At 35.9% G+C, this 19,378-nt stretch carries 21 protein-coding genes, 1 pseudogene and 1 riboswitch; of the genes and pseudogenes, 10 read left to right on the top strand and 12 right to left on the bottom strand.

Annotated features, from left to right (window positions below):
* The first annotated feature begins 5 nt into the window (after positions 1-5).
* Positions 6-148: riboswitch (cyclic di-AMP (ydaO/yuaA leader) on the top strand.
* Between the two features lie 97 nt (positions 149-245).
* Complete coding sequence (locus tag DN408_RS31430; RefSeq protein WP_000945246.1) at positions 246-389, top strand: hypothetical protein; 144 nt, start codon at positions 246-248, stop codon at positions 387-389.
* An 81-nt stretch (positions 390-470) separates the two neighbouring features.
* Here DN408_RS31430 and DN408_RS13700 read toward each other — a convergent pair whose 3' ends face one another.
* Both DN408_RS13700 and DN408_RS13695 read right to left on the bottom strand, forming a co-directional pair.
* The gene (locus DN408_RS13700; RefSeq protein WP_002165367.1) at positions 471-1,439 is read right to left on the bottom strand and encodes a collagen-like domain-containing protein; all 969 of its coding nucleotides are present in this window, start codon (positions 1,437-1,439) and stop codon (positions 471-473) included.
* A gap of 146 nt (positions 1,440-1,585) precedes the next feature.
* Positions 1,586-2,044 (bottom strand): annotated as a pseudogene (locus tag DN408_RS13695) (methyltransferase domain-containing protein); the annotation flags it as partial.
* Between the two features lie 419 nt (positions 2,045-2,463).
* Between DN408_RS13695 and DN408_RS13690 the strand changes: the two are divergent.
* Together DN408_RS13690 and DN408_RS13685 are read left to right on the top strand one after the other, a co-directional pair.
* Positions 2,464-2,844: a hypothetical protein gene (locus DN408_RS13690; protein WP_002128312.1), complete on the top strand. Its 381-nt coding sequence runs from the start codon at positions 2,464-2,466 to the stop codon at positions 2,842-2,844.
* A gap of 75 nt (positions 2,845-2,919) precedes the next feature.
* On the top strand, positions 2,920-3,207 hold the full coding sequence (locus DN408_RS13685) for a DUF3923 family protein (RefSeq protein WP_002014013.1): 288 nt from the start codon (positions 2,920-2,922) through the stop codon (positions 3,205-3,207).
* A gap of 21 nt (positions 3,208-3,228) precedes the next feature.
* On the opposite strand, the gene DN408_RS13680 is transcribed toward DN408_RS13685, so the two are convergent.
* The 4 genes from DN408_RS13680 to DN408_RS13665 all read right to left on the bottom strand — a co-directional run bounded on the left by DN408_RS13680 (position 3,229) and on the right by DN408_RS13665 (position 6,314).
* Positions 3,229-3,780: a DUF2179 domain-containing protein gene (locus DN408_RS13680; RefSeq protein WP_002014015.1), complete on the bottom strand. Its 552-nt coding sequence runs from the start codon at positions 3,778-3,780 to the stop codon at positions 3,229-3,231.
* Positions 3,781-4,000: 220 nt separating this feature from the next.
* A complete protein-coding gene (locus DN408_RS13675; RefSeq protein WP_002084378.1) occupies positions 4,001-4,414 on the bottom strand; it encodes an ATP synthase subunit I in 414 nt (137 codons plus the stop codon).
* A gap of 53 nt (positions 4,415-4,467) precedes the next feature.
* On the bottom strand, positions 4,468-5,790 hold the full coding sequence (locus DN408_RS13670) for a hemolysin family protein (RefSeq protein WP_002128314.1): 1,323 nt from the start codon (positions 5,788-5,790) through the stop codon (positions 4,468-4,470).
* 119 nt (positions 5,791-5,909) lie between these two features.
* Positions 5,910-6,314, bottom strand: a complete 405-nt coding sequence (locus DN408_RS13665; protein ID WP_078178706.1) for a MerR family transcriptional regulator — start codon at positions 6,312-6,314, stop codon at positions 5,910-5,912.
* 216 nt (positions 6,315-6,530) lie between these two features.
* Here DN408_RS13665 and DN408_RS13660 point away from each other — a divergent pair, with 216 nt between their 5' ends.
* The 5 genes from DN408_RS13660 (at position 6,531) to DN408_RS13640 (ending at position 11,400) form a co-directional block, all read left to right on the top strand.
* A complete protein-coding gene (locus DN408_RS13660) occupies positions 6,531-7,304 on the top strand; it encodes a glycosyltransferase family 2 protein (RefSeq protein WP_078176817.1) in 774 nt (257 codons plus the stop codon).
* Positions 7,305-7,419: 115 nt separating this feature from the next.
* Positions 7,420-8,187, top strand: a complete 768-nt coding sequence (gene rfbF, locus DN408_RS13655; protein WP_002014025.1) for a glucose-1-phosphate cytidylyltransferase — start codon at positions 7,420-7,422, stop codon at positions 8,185-8,187.
* A gap of 1 nt (position 8,188) precedes the next feature.
* Positions 8,189-9,244 carry a CDP-glucose 4,6-dehydratase gene (gene rfbG / locus DN408_RS13650; RefSeq protein ID WP_033708046.1) on the top strand — a complete coding sequence of 352 codons (1,056 nt, stop codon included), beginning with the start codon at positions 8,189-8,191 and terminating at the stop codon, positions 9,242-9,244.
* Between the two features lie 12 nt (positions 9,245-9,256).
* The gene (locus tag DN408_RS13645) at positions 9,257-10,480 is read left to right on the top strand and encodes a class I SAM-dependent methyltransferase (protein ID WP_002128316.1); all 1,224 of its coding nucleotides are present in this window, start codon (positions 9,257-9,259) and stop codon (positions 10,478-10,480) included.
* Positions 10,477-11,400 (top strand): NAD-dependent epimerase/dehydratase family protein, encoded by a 924-nt coding sequence (locus DN408_RS13640; protein ID WP_078178707.1) that lies wholly within the window; start codon positions 10,477-10,479, stop codon positions 11,398-11,400. The genes DN408_RS13645 and DN408_RS13640 overlap by 4 nt, the downstream gene beginning before the upstream one ends.
* Here the strand turns inward: DN408_RS13640 and DN408_RS13635 are convergent.
* Positions 11,369-12,130: a glycosyltransferase family 2 protein gene (locus tag DN408_RS13635; RefSeq protein ID WP_255449081.1), complete on the bottom strand. Its 762-nt coding sequence runs from the start codon at positions 12,128-12,130 to the stop codon at positions 11,369-11,371. The two genes, DN408_RS13640 and DN408_RS13635, sit on opposite strands and share 32 nt — an antisense overlap.
* Positions 12,131-12,498: 368 nt before the next feature.
* Here DN408_RS13635 and DN408_RS13630 point away from each other — a divergent pair, with 368 nt between their 5' ends.
* A complete protein-coding gene (locus DN408_RS13630; protein ID WP_033729983.1) occupies positions 12,499-13,386 on the top strand; it encodes a DMT family transporter in 888 nt (295 codons plus the stop codon).
* A gap of 107 nt (positions 13,387-13,493) precedes the next feature.
* Here the strand turns inward: DN408_RS13630 and DN408_RS13625 are convergent, their stop codons facing one another.
* Positions 13,494-14,348, bottom strand: coding sequence for a pentapeptide repeat-containing protein (locus tag DN408_RS13625; protein WP_002128319.1), 855 nt, complete (start codon positions 14,346-14,348; stop codon positions 13,494-13,496).
* Between the two features lie 195 nt (positions 14,349-14,543).
* Between DN408_RS13625 and DN408_RS13620 the strand changes: the two genes are divergently transcribed.
* On the top strand, positions 14,544-14,717 hold the full coding sequence (locus tag DN408_RS13620) for a DUF1272 domain-containing protein (RefSeq protein ID WP_001162783.1): 174 nt from the start codon (positions 14,544-14,546) through the stop codon (positions 14,715-14,717).
* A gap of 70 nt (positions 14,718-14,787) precedes the next feature.
* On the opposite strand, the gene DN408_RS13615 is transcribed toward DN408_RS13620, so the two are convergent.
* From DN408_RS13615 to gnd, 4 genes are all read right to left on the bottom strand, one after another.
* A complete protein-coding gene (locus DN408_RS13615; RefSeq protein ID WP_002165362.1) occupies positions 14,788-15,849 on the bottom strand; it encodes a lactonase family protein in 1,062 nt (353 codons plus the stop codon).
* Positions 15,850-15,986: 137 nt separating this feature from the next.
* Entirely contained in the window at positions 15,987-17,528 is a 1,542-nt protein-coding gene (gntK, locus tag DN408_RS13610; RefSeq protein WP_078178709.1) for a gluconokinase, read from the bottom strand.
* A 157-nt stretch (positions 17,529-17,685) separates the two neighbouring features.
* Positions 17,686-18,354 (bottom strand): fructose-6-phosphate aldolase, encoded by a 669-nt coding sequence (fsa, locus tag DN408_RS13605; protein WP_000667685.1) that lies wholly within the window; start codon positions 18,352-18,354, stop codon positions 17,686-17,688.
* A gap of 51 nt (positions 18,355-18,405) precedes the next feature.
* Positions 18,406-19,299 carry a phosphogluconate dehydrogenase (NAD(+)-dependent, decarboxylating) gene (gnd, locus tag DN408_RS13600; protein WP_002014034.1) on the bottom strand — a complete coding sequence of 298 codons (894 nt, stop codon included), beginning with the start codon at positions 19,297-19,299 and terminating at the stop codon, positions 18,406-18,408.
* Between the last annotated feature and the right edge of the window lie 79 nt (positions 19,300-19,378).

Genomic DNA, 19,378 nt, shown 5'->3' with positions numbered 1-19,378 from the left:
CTTTATACAACCTTTTGCTGAATCCAAATTTTGGAGCGGGGGAACCATTTTTGTAGCTATGCTACTTGGGGCGAATCTTTTTTAAGTAGGGAAACTCTCACTTCCCGAGTCCGACAGCTAACCTCGTAAGCGTAATGGGAGAGGAAGGTGCTTTTTGCCTATGTTACACACTTTGCCTCCTTAGTTATAAATATGGAATCGATATCAATCAGAAAACTATATTTATAGAAAAGGAGACTGGTACAATGTTACGTTTATCAGATCACGCAATAAAAATGATGGAGCAAAGACTTCGACTCGAACAACACCGCACATATCAAGCAAATAAAGTTGTAGATAACTTACATCACAAATACTTCTTTCAGCATATTTTTCAACCGAAAAGATAAAGAAAATGTTTATTTAATATTAAAAAACACAAGGTGTGTCTATAAAGACATTCCTTGTGTTTTTTATATTCCCTATACTTTTTATAATATCCTCACTACATTTAAACTTGCTGTAATCGTGCCTGCTATAGTGGTCACATGCCCAACACCTAATGGGCCATTTTGTAATATTAACGTTGAATTTGCGCTCGCGACATTCACAAGAAGTGTATTTGAAATAGCTGGTTCGATTACTACAGTTGATGTCGTTACATTTTGTATAAAACTCCCTGTTACTTGAGTTCCATTTAATAGCAATCTGACAGATACTGTCTCATTCCCACCACTTGCATCCCCTTGGAAATAGTAGCTTACTAAATATATTCCTGGTGTGGATACTGTGACAGTTGTAGCACTAGTTAAAGATACACCAGTTCCATATACAGTAGATCCTGAATTAATTGGAATGTTGGCATTTGCTACAATTGTACTTGTTGATGTAGAAAAGAAATACCCACCACCTGTTGATATAGCAGATGATCCAGTTGCTCCGGTTGAGCCCGTTAGGCCAGTCGCACCTGTTGGACCCGTTACTCCGGTTGAACCGGTTGCACCGGTTACTCCGGTTACTCCTCTTATTCCTTGTATCCCTGTCGGTCCAGTCGCACCTGTTGAACCAGTCGATCCAGTTGCTCCAGTCGATCCGGTCACTCCTTGTGGACCTTGCACTCCTTGAATTCCTTGAGAACCTGTTACTCCAGTTGCCCCGGTTGTTCCGGTTGCTCCCGTGGCACCTTGTGGACCTTGAATTCCTTGTGGACCTGTTACTCCCGTCGATCCAGTTGCTCCTGCCTGCCCCGTTATCCCTTGTGGACCTTGGATTCCTTGAATACCTTGAGGACCTTGTGGACCAGTTGCTCCTCTAGGTCCAGTGATTCCCGGAGGCCCGACCGGACCTTCATGCCCTCCAGTTGGGCCTGTTGGACCACTGTTACCAGTAGGGCCAGTTGCTCCTTCAAGCGGAAGAGGCAGTGCCACTCCAAATTTTTTGCACTTTCTATGATGACGCACAACAATCCCCCTTCCCCAAAATAATTACACTTTTTATATGAAATGCATTTTTATATGAAAAGTACATCTTTGACCTCATTTTTTAAAAATAAAGAAGCCTATCATTTCATTTATTTGAAATGATAGGCTTCTTTTTATAAAGCATTTTACTTCCTCGCCTTAATAATAAAAGTAGTTGGTACCATTCTAGCTTTATATAAAGAATAATATTTCGTAGAAGGTGTAGCTACTTCTTCATCAAATACACGAGACGGTTCAGGCTCTTCTATTCTCTCAATTGTAAATCCCACTCTATTTAACTCATTTATGTATGTACTTATTTTTCTCTTATATAATGTCGCTTGTACATTTTCTCCTTTAAATGTTTCAAACGTAATAGGAGTTTCCTCATGATAAGAAGACTTAAAAGCAATTTCTTCTGTACCATATTGTAAATTTGAATATACCGGATGCTCCCAACTAAAAACAAAGCTTCCTCCTGGCTTTACATATGAATGAATCAGTTCCAACGTTTTTCCTAAATCTGAAGTCCAACCTAATGCATAAATGGAATATACAATATCAAAATACCCTTTCGGAATATCCACTTCCTCTTCCATTGCTTCCTCATATTCATTTTGTTCAAACATTTCAATTGCCTTCTTGTTAATGTTCAAGTAACTACCTCCGAAGTGAATGAATTCATCTATTCCCTATCATTATTTTAATATGTAAAAATTGTAATTTCTATAAAAATAAGATTGCTTCGTATTAAGCTCTTTCTCCTGTCTACATTTCATCATATATTTGGATATCCAATTCGTAATGATTTTATCAACACCGCTTTGTAAAGAAAATAAATACCTACTGTAAAAATACTGATTCTCAACAATAAGTAAACTTTTCAATCTCCCTTAAATTGGATATATAACCTATATTAATTTACATATTATGGTACAATAAAAAGTGCTAGCTAAACATTTACGTTCCACACTAGCAGTCTAGCAATACCAAAATCAAAAATCACTTGAAATTGGGGGATGTTATGAAAAAAAAATTAATTGTTCTTCTATTCATCGGAATCATTTTATCCGGATGTTCAACTATAGTAGAAAATTCTTTAGAAACCGGAAGCGGCAGTATTGAATTATTAACACCAACGATTACAACAAAAGATAATGAATTAGAAATTAAGACTGAAGGTATTGATGAAAATAAAGTAACTTTTATTTATGTTGCCAATAAAAAAGTATTGGAAAAAAAAATAAATAATGGTGAATCCTACAAACTTAACATTAAAGATATCGAGCACGCTCATAGGACAGACTACAAGCCAAGAGTTCAACTTTTGCAAACGAAAGATGATAACGAAGATGGAGACATGGCAACCTTTAAACAAGTTAGATATACAGTTGAAAAAAAGTAGTTTTATAGTTATTTCATTTAAATATAACAACCGAAAATATACTTTTAACAGAGGGTAAATATAAGAGGTGCTAATATGAAAAGACGATGGATTTTTTGGTGGATTGGTAACATATTTTGGATTACCATTTTTGGGATATTGGCAGCTATCATTTGGCTAAGAGAGGTTGATGGTGCTGCTGTTACTCAAACACCAGAGCTTAAATTAGTGGCATTTATCGTTTTATTAATTGCATTTATATTACCACTAATTATTCAAGTTGTATGGTTAATTGTTAATCTGAGAAAAAGCAGAAAAAAGAGAGGAATCTTTTTCAATATAGATTCCTCTCTTTTTTCTATGGGGATTATGCCGTGCTTTTAAAGCTGCACTACTCCCTTTTCTTTACGATGCATGTTCATCTTTCTTCTTCTTCAACAATGCTCTCTTTTTCATCGCCTTCGTTAAATATCCACCTTTAAACGAACGGATTTCATAAGAAGACATAAACGCTTTCGGTGCAATTTCATTAATAATTTCTAACAGTTCTTTTTCTCTAGAACGCTTTGCAACGATATCTAAGCGATAACGTATAGAATTTATTCCTTCACCTTCAAATACTGTAACGCCAAATCCAAAATGGCGTAATTCATTTACTAATTCATTACAACGGTCTAGCAAACTAACTTGATACGTAATATATCCAATTGCTAATTTATTTTCTATATAACCGCCTAATAATAGTCCCGCACTAAAGCCGATGACATAGGCAACAATGTTCATCCAATTTGATAAATCTTGAAACACAATACCTAAACTGACAATGTAAATAGCCCCTTCTAACAATCCTACACCTGCAGCGGATCTTGTTTGATTCTTTACAAGCAAAATCGTACGGATTGTTAAAGTTGGAACGTAAATAATTTGAAGCACAAAAATAAGTAAAGCTTGTAACATTGGTATCCACCTCTTTCGCAAATTCTTTTGTCATGATAACATACATAAGCTTTAGAAATCGATGGGTTTTTTAATTTTTTTTAATTTTTTTTCATACTATTGAAATGCCCCAAAAATAAGCGTATTATGTTTGGCATAAATTCGATAAGTACCAGTAAATCATTCGTATTATATCATTTATTTTTAAAAGCAAAAAAGGAACCTGATTAGGTCCCTTTCATCAGAGTTCTATGTTTTTCGAAGCATTTTCCTTTTGCTTCTCTTCTTCTTTTACTAGCTGCATATTTGCATAGGCTAAATTCGCAATCATTAAAAAGTGTCCACCCAATATTCCAGTACCGAATGCCCACATTTCCATTTCATGCTCAATTTCAAACATAATGATAGCCCCTAATATTGCGGCTGCAAATCGGTTTAGAACTCCTAATCCAGGAGCCTTTTCTTTCATCACGATACTTCTTCCTAATTTCTCCACTCTGCGAGCTAATAGCCAAAGACAATATGCGCTAACTGCTAAACCGATACCGAACCCTGTCACTTGTTTCCCAAACGGAGTAACCGCCCACATTAGTAGTAAACCACTAAAGATCGTATACAATTGTAATCGATATACACGTAAGGCTACTTGAATCAAAATATCCGCTCCTAATTTCACATTTTATTATGTGTCAGAAGAAAAGCAGCAACTTACACAGTTGCTGCTTTCTCTTGTTCTTGTTCCATTTTTTGAATTTCAACACGTTTAATTTGATAAGCATCTTTTTCTAACACTTTAAATTCATAGCCTTCTGCTTCAACGTATTGTCCTTCTTCGATTTCATGATTTTGCATCATAATCCATCCACCGATTGTATCCACATCGTCTTCTTCAATGTGTAATCCAAACAAATCTTTTACTTCTGAGATAAGCACTTTTCCATCAACAATTTTATGATACTCGTTCACATGTTGAATTGGTGGTGCTTCATCTTCATCATATTCATCACGAATTTCGCCGACGATTTCCTCCAATATATCTTCAAGCGTTACAATTCCAGCTGTTCCTCCGTACTCATCATATAAAACAGCCATTGGAATTCGCTTCTTCTGCATTTGCAGTAATAAATCATGAATTGGAGTCGTTTCCATAACTTCAATAATCGGACGCATATACGTGCGAATCGATGATAAATCTTCTTGATCGTTGTTCATATATCGAATAAAGAAATCTTTTACGTTGACCATACCGATAATATCATCTTTATCTTCTCCAAAAATCGGATAACGTGTGTATCGTTCATTTTGGATTACTTTCATGTGTTCTTCTACTGAATCTTCAAGATAGAAACCAACGATTTCTGTACGCGGTACCATGATTTCTTTCGCAATGCGATTATCAAATTCAAAGATATTATTTACATACTTGTATTCAGCTTGATTAATTTCGCCACTTTCATAGCTATCCGAAAGAATAAGACGTAATTCTTCTTCTGTATGAGCTACTTCATGTTCAGAAGCTGGTTTCAAACCGAATAAACCAGTTATAACACGAGCTGAACCGTTCAATACCCAAATAAATGGATACATGATTTTATAGAACATCATTAACGGAGTTGCCAATAACAACGTTACTTTTTCAGCCTTTTGAATTGCCAGCGTTTTCGGAGCTAATTCCCCTACTACAACGTGTAAATATGTCATTAGCATAAAAGCAAGACCAAAAGTTAATACTGATGAAATAGAAGGATTTATGTTCCATTTCTCAAATAACGGGTGTAATAACTTTTCGATTGTCGGTTCACCTAACCAACCTAATCCCATAGCTGTAACTGTAATACCTAATTGACAAGCAGATAAATATTCATCTAAATTTGTTGTTACCTTTTTCGCTGCTAACGCACCGCGTTTCCCTTCCGCAACAAGCTGATCAATGCGACTTGAACGTATCTTAACAATCGCAAACTCTGCTGCTACGAAAAATCCAGTAAATGCGATTAAAATCGCAACCATGACTAAATTAAATATTTCCAATGAATCCCCTTAGTTAAAAAACTAAGGTGTCCACCTCCTGTATACTATAATGTTTTCTTATTTGTTCGTTAGAAAACATAGCCCGATACAAAAATTAAAGAGGTCGGATTTCACTTATTCTATAATAATAGAGCAAGTGTCTGTATTAAAGCTGTCGTTTGACCAGATAAAGATTTCGATATTTTTTCACGTTGTGAATCAGTCAATTCATCTAAAAGAGGCTTTAACTCTGTTAGTTCTGCTTCTAATCTATGAATATGGTCTGTCACTTCATTCACATGTTTCGAAACGTGTTCATTGATACCGAGCAGCTTCTTCTCCTCGATCTTCTCTTTAATCTCACAAAGCGGCATATGCATTTCTTTGCACTTCTCAATAAATTGTAATGTCTCAAATGCTGTTTCGTCGTAATAGCGATAATTAGATTGAGATCGCTCCGCTTTTAAGATACCTAGATTCGTATAATAATCAATCGTTCGTTTCGACACGTGAGCCATGAGAGCCAACTGTCCGATTCGATACACCTTCCCAACGATCTTCCCCCCTTGTTTATATTACTATTATCATACAATACATAAACTGTACAGTCAAACGTGATGGTTATCATTCACAAATTTCTAAATTTCATCCTTTATTAATAAAAACAATTAATCTATAACTATACAGCTTTTTCCTTTCAACCTTTCTTATTTAACAGCATACCTTACTAATAACGATTGCTTGTATAGGAGGAGATTAATATTAAAAAAACTATCATTTCTCATTTTTATAATGAAGAATACCTACTTCCATGGTGGCTTATGCATCATACAAAAATATTTGATCACGGCATATTAATTAATAGAGGTTCTACTGATCGTTCCGTAGAGATTTGTAAATTATTCGCACCCCACTGGGAAGTGCGAGATTCCAGATTTCTTGAGTTTGATCCAACAAATACTGATATTGAAGTGATGGGAATTGAAAGAGAAATTTCAGGTTGGAAAATCGTTTTAAATACTACTGAATTCTTTTGTTGTAATAATACAGAAGAGTTTTTCTCATCTCTTCATGCACTAGGACAAAATATGTATGCGATTAGAATGATTTTAATGATAGATAGCCATAAGTACAATTATTCAAAGCCAAGATACTCTATCCCATTAGTAGAACAACGATACCACGGCGTCTTCCCTTATAACCCAAAACTCGGATGTGCCTGGAGATTTATTCACAATCATCTAGATGGTGCATATTTACCTGGTAGACATTATTCGCGGCACGGGAATATAGTTTATGACTATCCTTCATTTATTTTAAAATTTTATTTTAGCCCTTGGAATGAACAGTCAAAGGCAAGAAAATTACAAATTACACCTACCCTTTCAAAAATAGGTGTTCAAATGGGACTCCAAACACATTACGGTCAATCTCCTGAAGAACTGGAAACACGTTTTTTAGAGCTTAGTAACGTAACTCAAGACCTCCGTAATAATCCTGAATATCAAGAATTATTTCCAAAGTTTAAACCATAATGTTTTTTGCATGGTCATCACCTCACACCATTTCATCCGCTTAATCAAAAACAATCTCATTTGCATAAAATATGAATACTGTATATATTATAAATTTTTATTTTAGGAGGAAAAAATGAAAGCTGTTATTCTTGCTGGTGGATACGGTACAAGAATTGGGGAAGAAACACATTTAAAACCAAAACCTATGATTGAGATTGGAACAAAACCTATTCTATGGCACATTATGAGTTTGTTTAGCCATTATGGGATCACTGAGTTTATTATTTGCTTAGGCTATAAAGGATATGCAATTAAAGAGTTTTTTCTAAATTACAACTTACACATGTCAGATTTCACAATACATTTAAGCGATAACACAATTACTAGCCATTCTCATCCTATAGAACCATGGAAAGTTACATTAATTGATACTGGTCTAAATACCGAAACAGGTGGACGAGTTAAAAAGATAAAAAATTATGTTGGAGACGAACCTTTCTGTCTCACTTATGGTGATGGATTAAGTAATGTAAATATAAAAGAACTTATTGCATTTCATAAAAAACACGGAAAAATGGCTACTGTTACAGCCGTACAACCTCCTGGTAGATTTGGTTCTCTCGTTTTAGATAAACAATCTGTCACATCCTTTCAAGAAAAACCACTAGGTGATGGTGGATGGGTTAACGGTGGATTTTTTGTTTTAAATCATGATATTTTCAATTACATTAGTGGAGATAAGTCTGTTTTGGAAACCGAAACTTTAGTTCAGTTAGTAAACAAAAATGAACTGGCAGCATTTCAGCATACTGGTTTTTGGCATCCCATGGATACATTGCGCGATAAAAATAAATTAGTCGAGCTATGGGAAAATAATGACGCTCCATGGAAGGTCTGGTAATATGACTTCATCATCTTTTTGGAATAAGAAAAAAGTATTTATTACAGGACATACTGGCTTTAAAGGCTCATGGCTCACCCTTTTTTTAACTTCTTTAGGTGTAGAAGTAATCGGCTACTCTTCTCACCCTCCCTCAACTCCTAACCTTTTTGAACAATGTAACGCAGCAAAAGAGTGCATTACAATTGAAGGAGACATTACAGATTACGATTCTTTATTCCATGCCATAAAACAGCACAAACCTGATATGATATTTCATTTAGCAGCTCAACCAATCGTCACCACTTCATACAAAGATCCTATTGATACATTTAAAACAAACGTCTTAGGCACTGTTCACGTATTAGAAGCAGCAAAGTACGTCGAAAGCGTACGTCTCATTATTAATGTTACGAGTGATAAATGTTATGCGAATGATGGGAGCGGTAATCGAGCATTTGTAGAATCCGACCGTTTAGGGGGCTATGATCCATACAGTGCTAGTAAGGCTTGCGCTGAATTAGTTGCAACATCATATCAAAAATCTTTTTTTCACACGAACACCCTTTCACTCGCCTCAGTAAGAGCAGGCAATGTCATCGGTGGTGGTGATTGGGCAGAAAATCGCTTATTCCCAGATATCATTCGTGCATATTTACAAGACCGTCCTTTAAGTATTCGAAACAAAAATGCTATCCGACCGTGGCAACATGTTTTGGATCCTTTACATGGATATATCCTTTTAGCTGAGAAACTTTGGAAGCATAAAGAGTATGCAGAAGCATGGAATTTCGGACCAATTAACGAGGCTAACAGAACCGTCCATGATGTCATTCAATCTGTAATAAAATTATGGAATAAACCATTAACAATACTTTCTCCCACTATAAATACTCCTTATGAATCACCTATTTTAACACTCGATAGTACAAAAGCAGTAAATAAACTGGACTGGACTCCTAAGCTATCCACAGAAAATGCTATCGCTTGGACCGTTGAATGGTACGAAAAATATGCATCCGGTGAAAATATAGAATCATTCACACGACAACAAATCGATGCATTCAAAAATTTATAAGGGGGCTATAAAATGGAACAGAAAAAATGCCGTTTTTGCCATTCATTACTCACAAATACTTTTTTAGATTTAGGCGTTTCTCCTCTCGCTAACTCATTTGTAGCTCCAGAACACTCATATAAAATGGAGCCATTTTATCCGCTGCACACGTTTGTTTGTAACTCTTGTTTACTTGTACAATTAGATGAATTTGAATCTCCGCACAATATTTTTCATGACTATTTATACTTTAGCTCTTATTCCTCCAGTTGGCTACTACACGCTAAGCAATATGTAGAAATGGCGATTAAGCGTTTCAACTTAACAAACCATTCGAAAGTGATTGAAATCGCAAGTAACGATGGATACTTATTACAATACTTCCAAAAAGAAAACATCAATACTACTGGAATTGAACCAGCGAAAAACGTAGCAGAAATCGCTATCCAAAAAGGAATTCCTACTGAAGTGAATTTTTTCAGCAATGACTTAGCAAAAAAGTTACCACAAGCTGATTTAATCGTCGCAAATAACGTATTAGCACATGTTCCAAACTTGCATGATTTTGTCGCCGGTTTAAAAACGTTATTAAAGCAAGATGGCACGATAACAATTGAATTCCCTCACTTATTAAACCTCATATCCTTTAAACAGTTTGACACAATCTATCATGAGCACTTCTCTTACTTCTCTCTTATAAGTCTTCAAAAAGTTTTAGCTTATCATCATTTGAAAATTGTTGATGTAGAAGAGCTTTCAACGCACGGTGGTTCCTTGCGTATTTTTATAAACCATCATAATGCCTCATCCACTATCCATTGCAATGTTACAAAATTAATCCAAAAAGAAGTAGATCACGGGCTAGATACATTAGATTGCTATCTCCTTTTTTCTGAACGCATAGAACAATTGAAAATAAGTATTTTAAAGTTTTTTATCGAAACAAAAGCTTTAAACAAACAAATTATCGGTTACGGCGCTCCCGCTAAAGGAAACACCCTTTTAAATTATTGTGGAATCGGAAAAGAATTTCTATCTTATACGGTAGACAAAAATCCTTATAAACAAAATCTCCTTTTGCCAGGAACTCGTATTCCTATAAAATCCCCAGAAGAAATTAAACGGACAAAACCTGATTATATTCTCATATTACCTTGGAATTTAAAGGAGGAAATTATGAAAGAATGCTCCTTCATCCGTGAATGGGGCGGCAAATTTTTAGTGATGATCCCAGAAGTAGACGTGATCGAACCATGAAAAAAATCCTTGTAACAGGCGGTAGTGGATGGATTGGTAAATATGTTGTACATTCACTTATACAAAAGGGTTATGAAGTTCACGCCACTTACAATAAAAATAAGCCTTCTCACCTTTCCTGCCATTGGCATAAAGTAAACTTACTTCGCGATGAAGAAATAAAAAAACTCATTTACGAAATTAAACCTACTTACCTTTTTCATTTAGCTTGGGAAGCAGTGCCGCCCAAATGCTATGTATCCATCAATAATTATTATTGGCTCCAGTCCAGTATTTCTTTAATCCAACACTTCACAACATGTGGTGGAAAACGAGTAGTTGTAGCAGGTACCGGTGCTGAGTACGAGTGGTTTAACGGTGTATTATTTGAAGATTCACCGCTTCTTTCCTATAAAACACCTTATTCATTATGTAAAAATGCATTGCACTCCTGGTTACAATCGTACGCAAAACAAACCGGCCTCAGCATGTGTTGGGGCCGAATTTTTCATATGTATGGCCCTTACGAACATGGTAATCGACTTGTATCTAACATTATCACTTCATTATTAAAAAACGAGGAAGCACTATGTACACATGGAAATCAATCTCGAGATTTTCTCCATGTGAGTGATGTCGCTGACGCTCTTGTGACCTTATTACAGTGTAACGTTACAGGTACGATAAATATCGCTTCTGGTCACTCTGTACAAATTAAAGAATTAGCTTCTATCATTGCCAAAAAGATAGGAAAAGAAAATTTAATTAAACTAGGTGCTATCCCTTTTCCTAAAGATGAACCTTTATTTGTCGGCGTTAATGTGGAACGTTTAAAAACTGAAGTAAAGTGGCTACCAACTTACGATCTAAACACAGGAATTGAGGAAACTATTTTTTGGTGGGAATCATTTATAAAAAAGCATAACGATATGCATCACTGAAACGCAGATCCTTTGTTCCTCCCGCTAGTTCTCTATACCATGTTTCTAATCTTTCAGGTGTAATAATATGATGCGTCCCCATTCCCGCATGTATACTACCTTGAGAAAGAGTTGGCCCGATTTGTAATTTGCGCCTTTTGATCGCATCATTCCACGGACTAAATCCAAACCATACAATACATGCAAGAGGTGGGTAATTCATAGACTCATGCATAGTTAAATGTCTTCCAGCCGTATAACTTCCATATTCGTGATTGTGAATGAACCTCCCTCTTCTCCACAGCTCCCAATCTCCAGGCAAGTAACCGTGAAATCGCTGTTTCATTAGAGAAATACTATACCTAAGTTTTGGATAATTATAGTTTGGATTTTCTACCATTATAAGGCCTTCTAACCAGTACATCCTCCCTCCTAAGTCTTTTAGTGATTTCCAGAACTGCTCTTTATCTTGTACACAAAGAAACTCAGTCGTATTTAAAATTATTTTCCACCCTTCTACCTCTTGTTCAACCCCCATTACTTCACGATCTGTTGCTAGTGCATCAAATTCTGGATTTTCAGAATCTCGCACTTCCCAATGCGGTGCGAACTTTTTGCAAATTTCCACAGAGCGATCTGTAGAACCTTTATTAATTAAAATACCATGATCAAACAGTTTCGTATGATGCATAAGCCACCACGGTAATAAATACTCTTCATTGTAAAAATGAGAAATAACGGTTGTAGTTATAATAATCTCCTCCTCTTTCTCTATTAATCTACTTTTTCATCCTACTCTTAATATACTTATCAGTTATGTAATTGGTTTCTTTTATTTTTAAAATATGTTTTTCTACCATATACTATGCTTTCTTCGACAACCACCATTTTCTAAAGAATCAACTCCGTACAATTAACATCCCAATAAACTGAAAATTAAGTTATAATATCATTATAAAATTATGAAGGAGGAATGCGCTCATGTACTACAACACTTCATTCGAAAACGATCAACCTGTAGTCCGTCTATAATCTAAGACGGGCATTCATATAACAAGTGCACCATGCCTCGTCTTAGGGAATAAATCATAACCCTAAAAATAGACGGAGGTCATTCAAATGAAACAAACCATTTTAGGAGCTATATGTTTATCACTAGCAGCAAGTATTTGGGGCGGTATGTACGTCGTTAGTAAATACGTACTCGACTTTATCCCGCCGCTTACACTCGTTTGGCTACGCTTTATTATCGCTTTTGTTGTTTTATATGTGATTTTGAAAACAACTGAAAAAAAGCAAAAGAAAAACGTAACCATACACAAAAAAGATTGGCTATTATTCGCTTGGATCGGATTCGTAGGTTATTTCATTTCGATCACATGTCAATTTATCGGAACGAAATTATCCGATGCTCATACAGGCTCCTTAGTGACATCAGCTACACCTGCATTTATGGTTATATTTGCAGCGCTCATTTTAAAAGAGAAACTAACTGCTCGTAGACTTTTATCAACTATAATAGCGACAATCGGTGTCGTTATCGTTATCGGATGGGATTTTGAAATCGGCTCCTATTTTATCGGTACAATCATTTTAGTTGGGGCCGCTATTACGTGGGCTTTACTGTCCATTTATGTAAAAATCGCTTCCGCTCGATTTTCATCTTTAGTTATTACAACGTACGCAATATTTTTTTCACTCTTTTTCATTACACCTTTTATGGTATGGGAATTCCAAACAAATCCTATTGAACATATGAACATGTATGTAGTATTAGGCGTACTCTATTTAGGAATCATCTCAACCGCAGGTGCATTTTTTCTTTGGAATAAAGGATTAGAATTAATGGATGCTAGCATCGGCTCATTATTTTTCTTCTTTCAACCTATCGTTGGATCATTACTTGGTTGGTTCTTATTAAATGAGACGTTAAGCAGTAACTTTTTTATTGGTGGTATCCTTATTATATGTAGTGTTATAATTACTACTTTTGAAAAGCGAAAATAGTATAAAAAACAGGCAGAGACTTAGTCTCTGCCTGTTCGTATAATTGGGTCTTGATCATGGAACCCTATACAAATTGGTATATTACTTTGTACTCCACTACATGCAATTTACGCAGTCCAATGTGCTGGACGAGACAACACTTTCGGCAATTTCGTATGTTTGTCCCCTCTCGCCGCATTAATTTGAACTTGCGTAAGAAAAACACTATTTGTAAAATCTGTCCCGCGAATGTCTGCATCTCGCAAGTCTGCTCCGATGAGATCCGCTCCCCTTAAATTTGCATCTCGTAAATTAGCCGCAATAAGGTACGCCCCTCTTAAATTTGCTCCTTGTAAATCTTTCTTTTTCAGATTCGCTCCCATAAGGTCTGCTCCGCGGTGACTGATTCGTTTTTTACGTGCAACATTCATTTCCTTCCATACTAATTCACTCGTCTCTAAAAGGAGAATGTTCACTTCTGCACGGTGTAATGGCACATTTACTTCCATTAACTCATCTGGACTTAAATTAGAAAGACGCTCTGTCTCTTCAATTGCTTCCTTCAGCTCTTTATGAATTGTTTGCGTCGACTTTAATAGAATAGCCTCATTCAAATACCACAGCATTTCATGAAGCTGATGCATAACTGGAAAAGCATCATACATTTTTCTCGCATGCTGAGCATCTTTCCGCCAATCAATTCCTTTAAACGTAACTTGAGAAATCTTTTGTCCAGCACCGAAACATTCAAATACTGTACAACCTTTATACCCTTTTCCTCTAAGATCTCTATGTATACTACATTTATAATCTGATTGTAAATTTGTACAAGGTTTACCACCATCTTTATTCACCGCAAAATCTATTGATGCTGCAAACGGTAATGCTACACAACATAATCCAAAACATTTTTCACAATCCGCTTTTAAACTATTGTAATTTACATCCTCTTCTACACGAAAATAGTCGTTATGATTAGTCAAAATATATACCCCCTGTTGTCTTTTGACTATTTCATAATATTCCAACTGCACTAAATAATCAATTTTAAAACAAATGGACCTATTTCATTTCAAACAACAACATAATCCGTCTATTTCTTTTCATTTAAAAAGGACACCCACTACAACATTAATTATAATTAAATTAAGAACTTTCAAATAACGAGGAGGATTACGATGGCATTAGAAATGAAAACAAACTGTCAAATTTGCGACCATTCCCTTCAGCCTGATTCTGAAGCATACATATGCGTGTATGAATGTACATTTTGTGCACCATGTACAGAGGAAAGACAAAACGTTTGCCCAAATTGTGGCGGCGAGTTAGTACGTAGACCGAAGAAGAAATAGAAAAAAGCAAAGCGATATCGCTTTGCTTTTTTCTGTTTCTGGGGTATATAGAAATTCTACCAATCACAAATTAAACATTTAAAAACTTAACACAAACAGGCTCTGGTACAACAACATCAGATTGTAACAGTGTTAACTTCCCTGTCGTTTCATTTCTTGAAAATAGCACAAGATTATGTGACTTTTCATTTGTAGCAATAAGAAATTTTCCAGTAGGATCTAACACAAAGTCCCTCGGCCAATTTCCTTCTGTAGATGTATGTGCAACAAATGTAAGTTCACCTGAGTTTTGATTTACACTGAAAACAGCGATACTATTATACCCACGATTCGCCGCATATACAAAACGGCCATCAGAAGAAATATGAATAGCACTTCCTTGACTATTTCCATCAAATTCTTTTGGAACTGTAGAAATATACTGCAACTCTGTAAAGGATCCTTCTTCCGGATAATATGTTAACACAATGACTTCCGAACTAAGTTCAGTCATCACATAAGCGTACTTTCCATTTGGATGAAAAGCAATATGTCTCGGACCGCTTCCTGGGTTCACAGACAAGCTATTCACTTCTTTTAATGTACTATCTTTTATTCCATATGTAATTATTTTATCAATCCCTAAATCAACACCTACCACATATTTTTCATCAGGAGTATATCCCGCGTAATGTGCATGTGGTTTTTCTTGTCTTTCTTTATTTGGACCTAAACCTTCATGTGCCATAATAGATGAAGCAGGATTTACAGTTCCATTTTCTTCATCTACTTCAAAAGACTCAATCGTTCCTTTATGGTAATTCGCTGTAACTACCGTTTGATTTCCACTATCCACACTAATATGACAAGGAGAAGCCCCTTCTACTACTTGTCTATTTTGTTCCTCTAGCTCTCCAGTATGACTATTAATCAAATAAGCAGCTACACCACCAGCTTCTCCTTCTTTTACAACAGAATAGAGATATTGATTATTTTTGCTAATCGTTACATATGTAGGGTTATCCAGCTTAGCCGCAAGTGTTACATTACTAACTTTTTGCGCTTCCGTATGTAAAGTAAAAGTATATATTCCTTCACTATTTTCTTTCGTGTAAGTTCCAACATATCCAATAAACTCTTTGTTATCCGTCATTTTCATAACCCTCTCCCTATAGTTTTTGTTCATCACACTTCTTACTAAGCAACCTAAAACTATTATTCATTGAAAGAATATCCTAAAAAATCGGAGTACCTCTTTATACGCTACCATATTTTTCTGCCAAATAGCCTCTAAACCCACTTTTTCTGAAAAGCTGCTATACTTTCATATTCTTCTTCCAAGTGACGGGCCAAACGAATATAGATCGGTGTTAAATCTTTATATTTCTCCACACTTTCCATGTTTGGCTCATGATAAAAATTGGCACCTACCATATTAGAAACTACATGTAATGTATCTACTTCACCTAAGCTATATAAACCGAGGATTGCCGCTCCTAGGCAAGAGCTTTCGAAACTTTCAGGAACGTATACGTCTTGATGAAAAATATCTGCCATCATCTGTCTCCAAAGTTCTGACCTTGCAAAACCACCTGTCGCTTGAATTTTTTTCGGTTCGCCAATTAGTTCTTTTAACGCAAGAAGAACTGTATACAAGTTATAAATGATTCCCTCTAAAACAGCACGTATAAGATGCTCTTTCTTATGATGTAGTCCAAGCCCAAAGAAAGATCCCCGCGCATTTGCATTCCATAAAGGAGCTCTTTCGCCTGCTAAATACGGATGAAATAATAAACCATCAGATCCAGGATTCACTTTTGCCGCTATTTCCGTAAGCACTTCATATGGATCTTTTCCTAAACGCTTCCCATGCTCAACTTCTAACGTACATAATTGGTCGCGAACCCACCTAAAAATCATACCACCATTATTAACCGGTCCACCAATTACCCAAAGGTCCTCAGTTAACGCATAACAAAAAGTCCTACCTTTCGGATCCGTTACAGGATGATTTGTGACAACTCGCACTGCACCGCTCGTACCAATTGTAATAGCAACTACTCCAGGTTCTATTGCATTTACACCTAAATTCGATAGTACCCCATCACTCGCACCGATTATAAAAGGAGTAGTAACAAGTACATTCATCTCTCTTGCAAGTTCTTCATTTATCCCTATTAAACTGTGCGTCGTTGGAACAACTGTAGATAGCTTTTTATCGGTAATTCCTGCGACACGAAGAGCTGCCTCATCCCATTTTAAAAATTTCAAATTGAACATTCCTGTTGCTGATGCAATAGAATAATCAATTACATATTCCTTAAATAACTTATAGAAAACATACTCTTTAATAGAGATGAATTTATAGCTTTTTGCAAACAACTCATCATGTTCATTCTTAAGCCAAACTAATTTCGAAAGTGGTGACATAGGATGGATTGGTGTTCCAGTACGAAGGTAAATTTCATGACCATTCATATCATTCTTTATTTTTTCTGCCCAGCTTGCGCTTCTATTATCTGCCCAAGTGATACATCTCGTTAACGGCTTCCCTGCTTCGTCTACAGCAATGACACTATGCATTGCCGAACTAAAAGAAATACAAAGAATATCAACTGGCTGCACATTACTTGATTGTATAGTTTCTTTAATCGTATGTATGACCGCTTGAAAAATCTCTTCTGGATCTTGTTCTGCTGTTTCTGGTGCGGGAGAATATAAAGGATATTCAATCCCATGACTTGCAATAACTGATCCATCAATCGAAAACAAAACTGATTTTGTACTAGTTGTCCCAATATCTACACCAATCATATATTTCGAGCTCACTATGTAACCCCTTTCAAATTATTCCTATAACAAAAGAGCACCATGATGTATACAAAAAAGACGCTCCCTTATGAGAGCTACGTTTTAATAAACTTCTCTCTCATAAGGAGGTCCTTTTCATAACTATAGTGCTATTTTGAAAAGTGAAATCTTCATTTCATTATAACTTAGGCGCTTTCGCCCAATCCGCAGCAAACTTTTCAATACCTTGATCTGTTAATGGGTGCATAGCAAGTTGTTCAATGACTTTATAAGGAATTGTTGCAATGTGAGCACCTGCCATCGCTACACGAGTGACATGGTCTGGGTGTCTGACAGAAGCCGCAATAATTTGTGTATCTAATTGATGAACATCGAATAATTCAGCAATTTTAGCAACTAATAATACGCCATCTTCAGAAATATCATCTAAGCGTCCTAAAAATGGAGAGACGTACGTTGCACCTGCTCGAGCAGCTAAAAGAGCTTGGTTCACAGTGAAAATAAGTGTAACGTTCGTTTTCACACCTTTTTCAGTAAGGTAGCGGCAAGCTTCTAATCCTGCTAGTGTCATCGGAAGTTTTATCGTGATGTTTTTATCACCACCGTTAATTTTAATTAGTTCTTCTGCTTGAGAGATCATTTCTTCAGCTGCAACAACATCTGGAGTTACTTCTGCCGAAACAGATTCAACGTTAGGTACTGCCTGACAAATTTCTGCAATACGGTCTTCAAACTTAATGCCCTCTTTCGCTACTAAAGAAGGATTCGTTGTAACGCCAGCTAAAACCCCTAGTTTATATGCCTTTTTTATGTCCTCAAGATTTGCAGTATCAATAAAAAACTTCATGATTCATTCCCTCCATTTTTTAAACGCTAACGAGTTATAATTTTAAAATTTTTATTTCTTTTCTACTGCATGTCCGCCAAATTCATTGCGCAGTGCTGCTACAACTTTTCCTGTAAATGTATCATTGTCTAATGAGCGGTAGCGCATTAATAGAGACATTGCGATAACAGGAGTTGCTGTTTGAAGGTCTAATGCTGTTTCTACTGTCCATTTTCCTTCACCAGAAGAATGCATAACGCCCTTAATTTCATCCAGTTTTGCATCTTTAGAAAATGCATTTTCAGTTAATTCCATTAACCATGAACGAATGACTGAACCGTTGTTCCATACTCTTGATACTTTTTCATAATCGTAGTCAAATTCACTCTTCTCTAAAACCTCAAATCCTTCACCAATGGCAGCCATCATTCCGTATTCAATTCCGTTGTGAATCATTTTTAAAAAGTGACCACTACCAGCTTTTCCTGCATATAAGAATCCATTTTCTACAGCTGTATCTCGGAAAATAGGTTCAACGATGTCCCAAGCTTCTTGATCTCCTCCGATCATGTAACAAGCACCATTACGAGCACCTTCCATTCCGCCAGAAGTTCCTGCATCCATAAAGTGAATGCCATCTGTCTTTAGTTGCTCATATCGGCGAATAGACTCTTTATAATGTGAATTCCCAGCTTCAATTAAAATATCTCCTTTTGATAACAGCGGTGTAACCTCATTAATAACAGAATCAACAACAGCGTGCGGAACCATAACCCATAGAATTCTTGGTGATTCTAATGATTGAACAAGTTCGTTTAAACTAGACGTACCTGTAGCCCCATACGCTTTCATTTCTTCCACTGCACTCGTATTTAAATCGAATGCAGCTACTTCATGTTTATGATCAATTAAATTCTTCCCTAAATTTAATCCCATTTTACCTAAACCAATTAATCCTACTCTCATAATACAATTCCTCCTTGAATTACCTTTCATCATAAATACATGTTAATAAAATGATGAATATCTTTTGTCATATTGCTTT

Source organism: Bacillus sp. AR13-1 (assembly GCF_008042285.1).
GTDB classification, from domain to species: Bacteria; Bacillota; Bacilli; order Bacillales; family Bacillaceae_G; genus Bacillus_A; species Bacillus_A mycoides.
This window is presented reverse-complemented; position numbering and strand designations above follow the sequence as displayed.

What these genes read in the sequence shown, in the direction of transcription:
- DN408_RS31430 (WP_000945246.1), top strand. Translation starts at nt 246, where the DNA reads ATGTTACGTTTATCAGATCACGCAATAAAAATGATGGAGCAAAGACTT.
- DN408_RS13690 (WP_002128312.1), top strand. Translation starts at nt 2,464, where the DNA reads ATGAAAAAAAAATTAATTGTTCTTCTATTCATCGGAATCATTTTATCC.
- DN408_RS13685 (WP_002014013.1), top strand. Translation starts at nt 2,920, where the DNA reads ATGAAAAGACGATGGATTTTTTGGTGGATTGGTAACATATTTTGGATT.
- DN408_RS13680 (WP_002014015.1), bottom strand. Translation starts at nt 3,780, where the DNA reads ATGTTACAAGCTTTACTTATTTTTGTGCTTCAAATTATTTACGTTCCA.
- rfbF (WP_002014025.1), top strand. Translation starts at nt 7,420, where the DNA reads ATGAAAGCTGTTATTCTTGCTGGTGGATACGGTACAAGAATTGGGGAA.
- rfbG (WP_033708046.1), top strand. Translation starts at nt 8,189, where the DNA reads ATGACTTCATCATCTTTTTGGAATAAGAAAAAAGTATTTATTACAGGA.
- DN408_RS13645 (WP_002128316.1), top strand. Translation starts at nt 9,257, where the DNA reads ATGGAACAGAAAAAATGCCGTTTTTGCCATTCATTACTCACAAATACT.
- DN408_RS13640 (WP_078178707.1), top strand. Translation starts at nt 10,477, where the DNA reads ATGAAAAAAATCCTTGTAACAGGCGGTAGTGGATGGATTGGTAAATAT.
- DN408_RS13630 (WP_033729983.1), top strand. Translation starts at nt 12,499, where the DNA reads ATGAAACAAACCATTTTAGGAGCTATATGTTTATCACTAGCAGCAAGT.
- DN408_RS13620 (WP_001162783.1), top strand. Translation starts at nt 14,544, where the DNA reads ATGGCATTAGAAATGAAAACAAACTGTCAAATTTGCGACCATTCCCTT.
- DN408_RS13615 (WP_002165362.1), bottom strand. Translation starts at nt 15,849, where the DNA reads ATGACGGATAACAAAGAGTTTATTGGATATGTTGGAACTTACACGAAA.
- fsa (WP_000667685.1), bottom strand. Translation starts at nt 18,354, where the DNA reads ATGAAGTTTTTTATTGATACTGCAAATCTTGAGGACATAAAAAAGGCA.
- gnd (WP_002014034.1), bottom strand. Translation starts at nt 19,299, where the DNA reads ATGAGAGTAGGATTAATTGGTTTAGGTAAAATGGGATTAAATTTAGGG.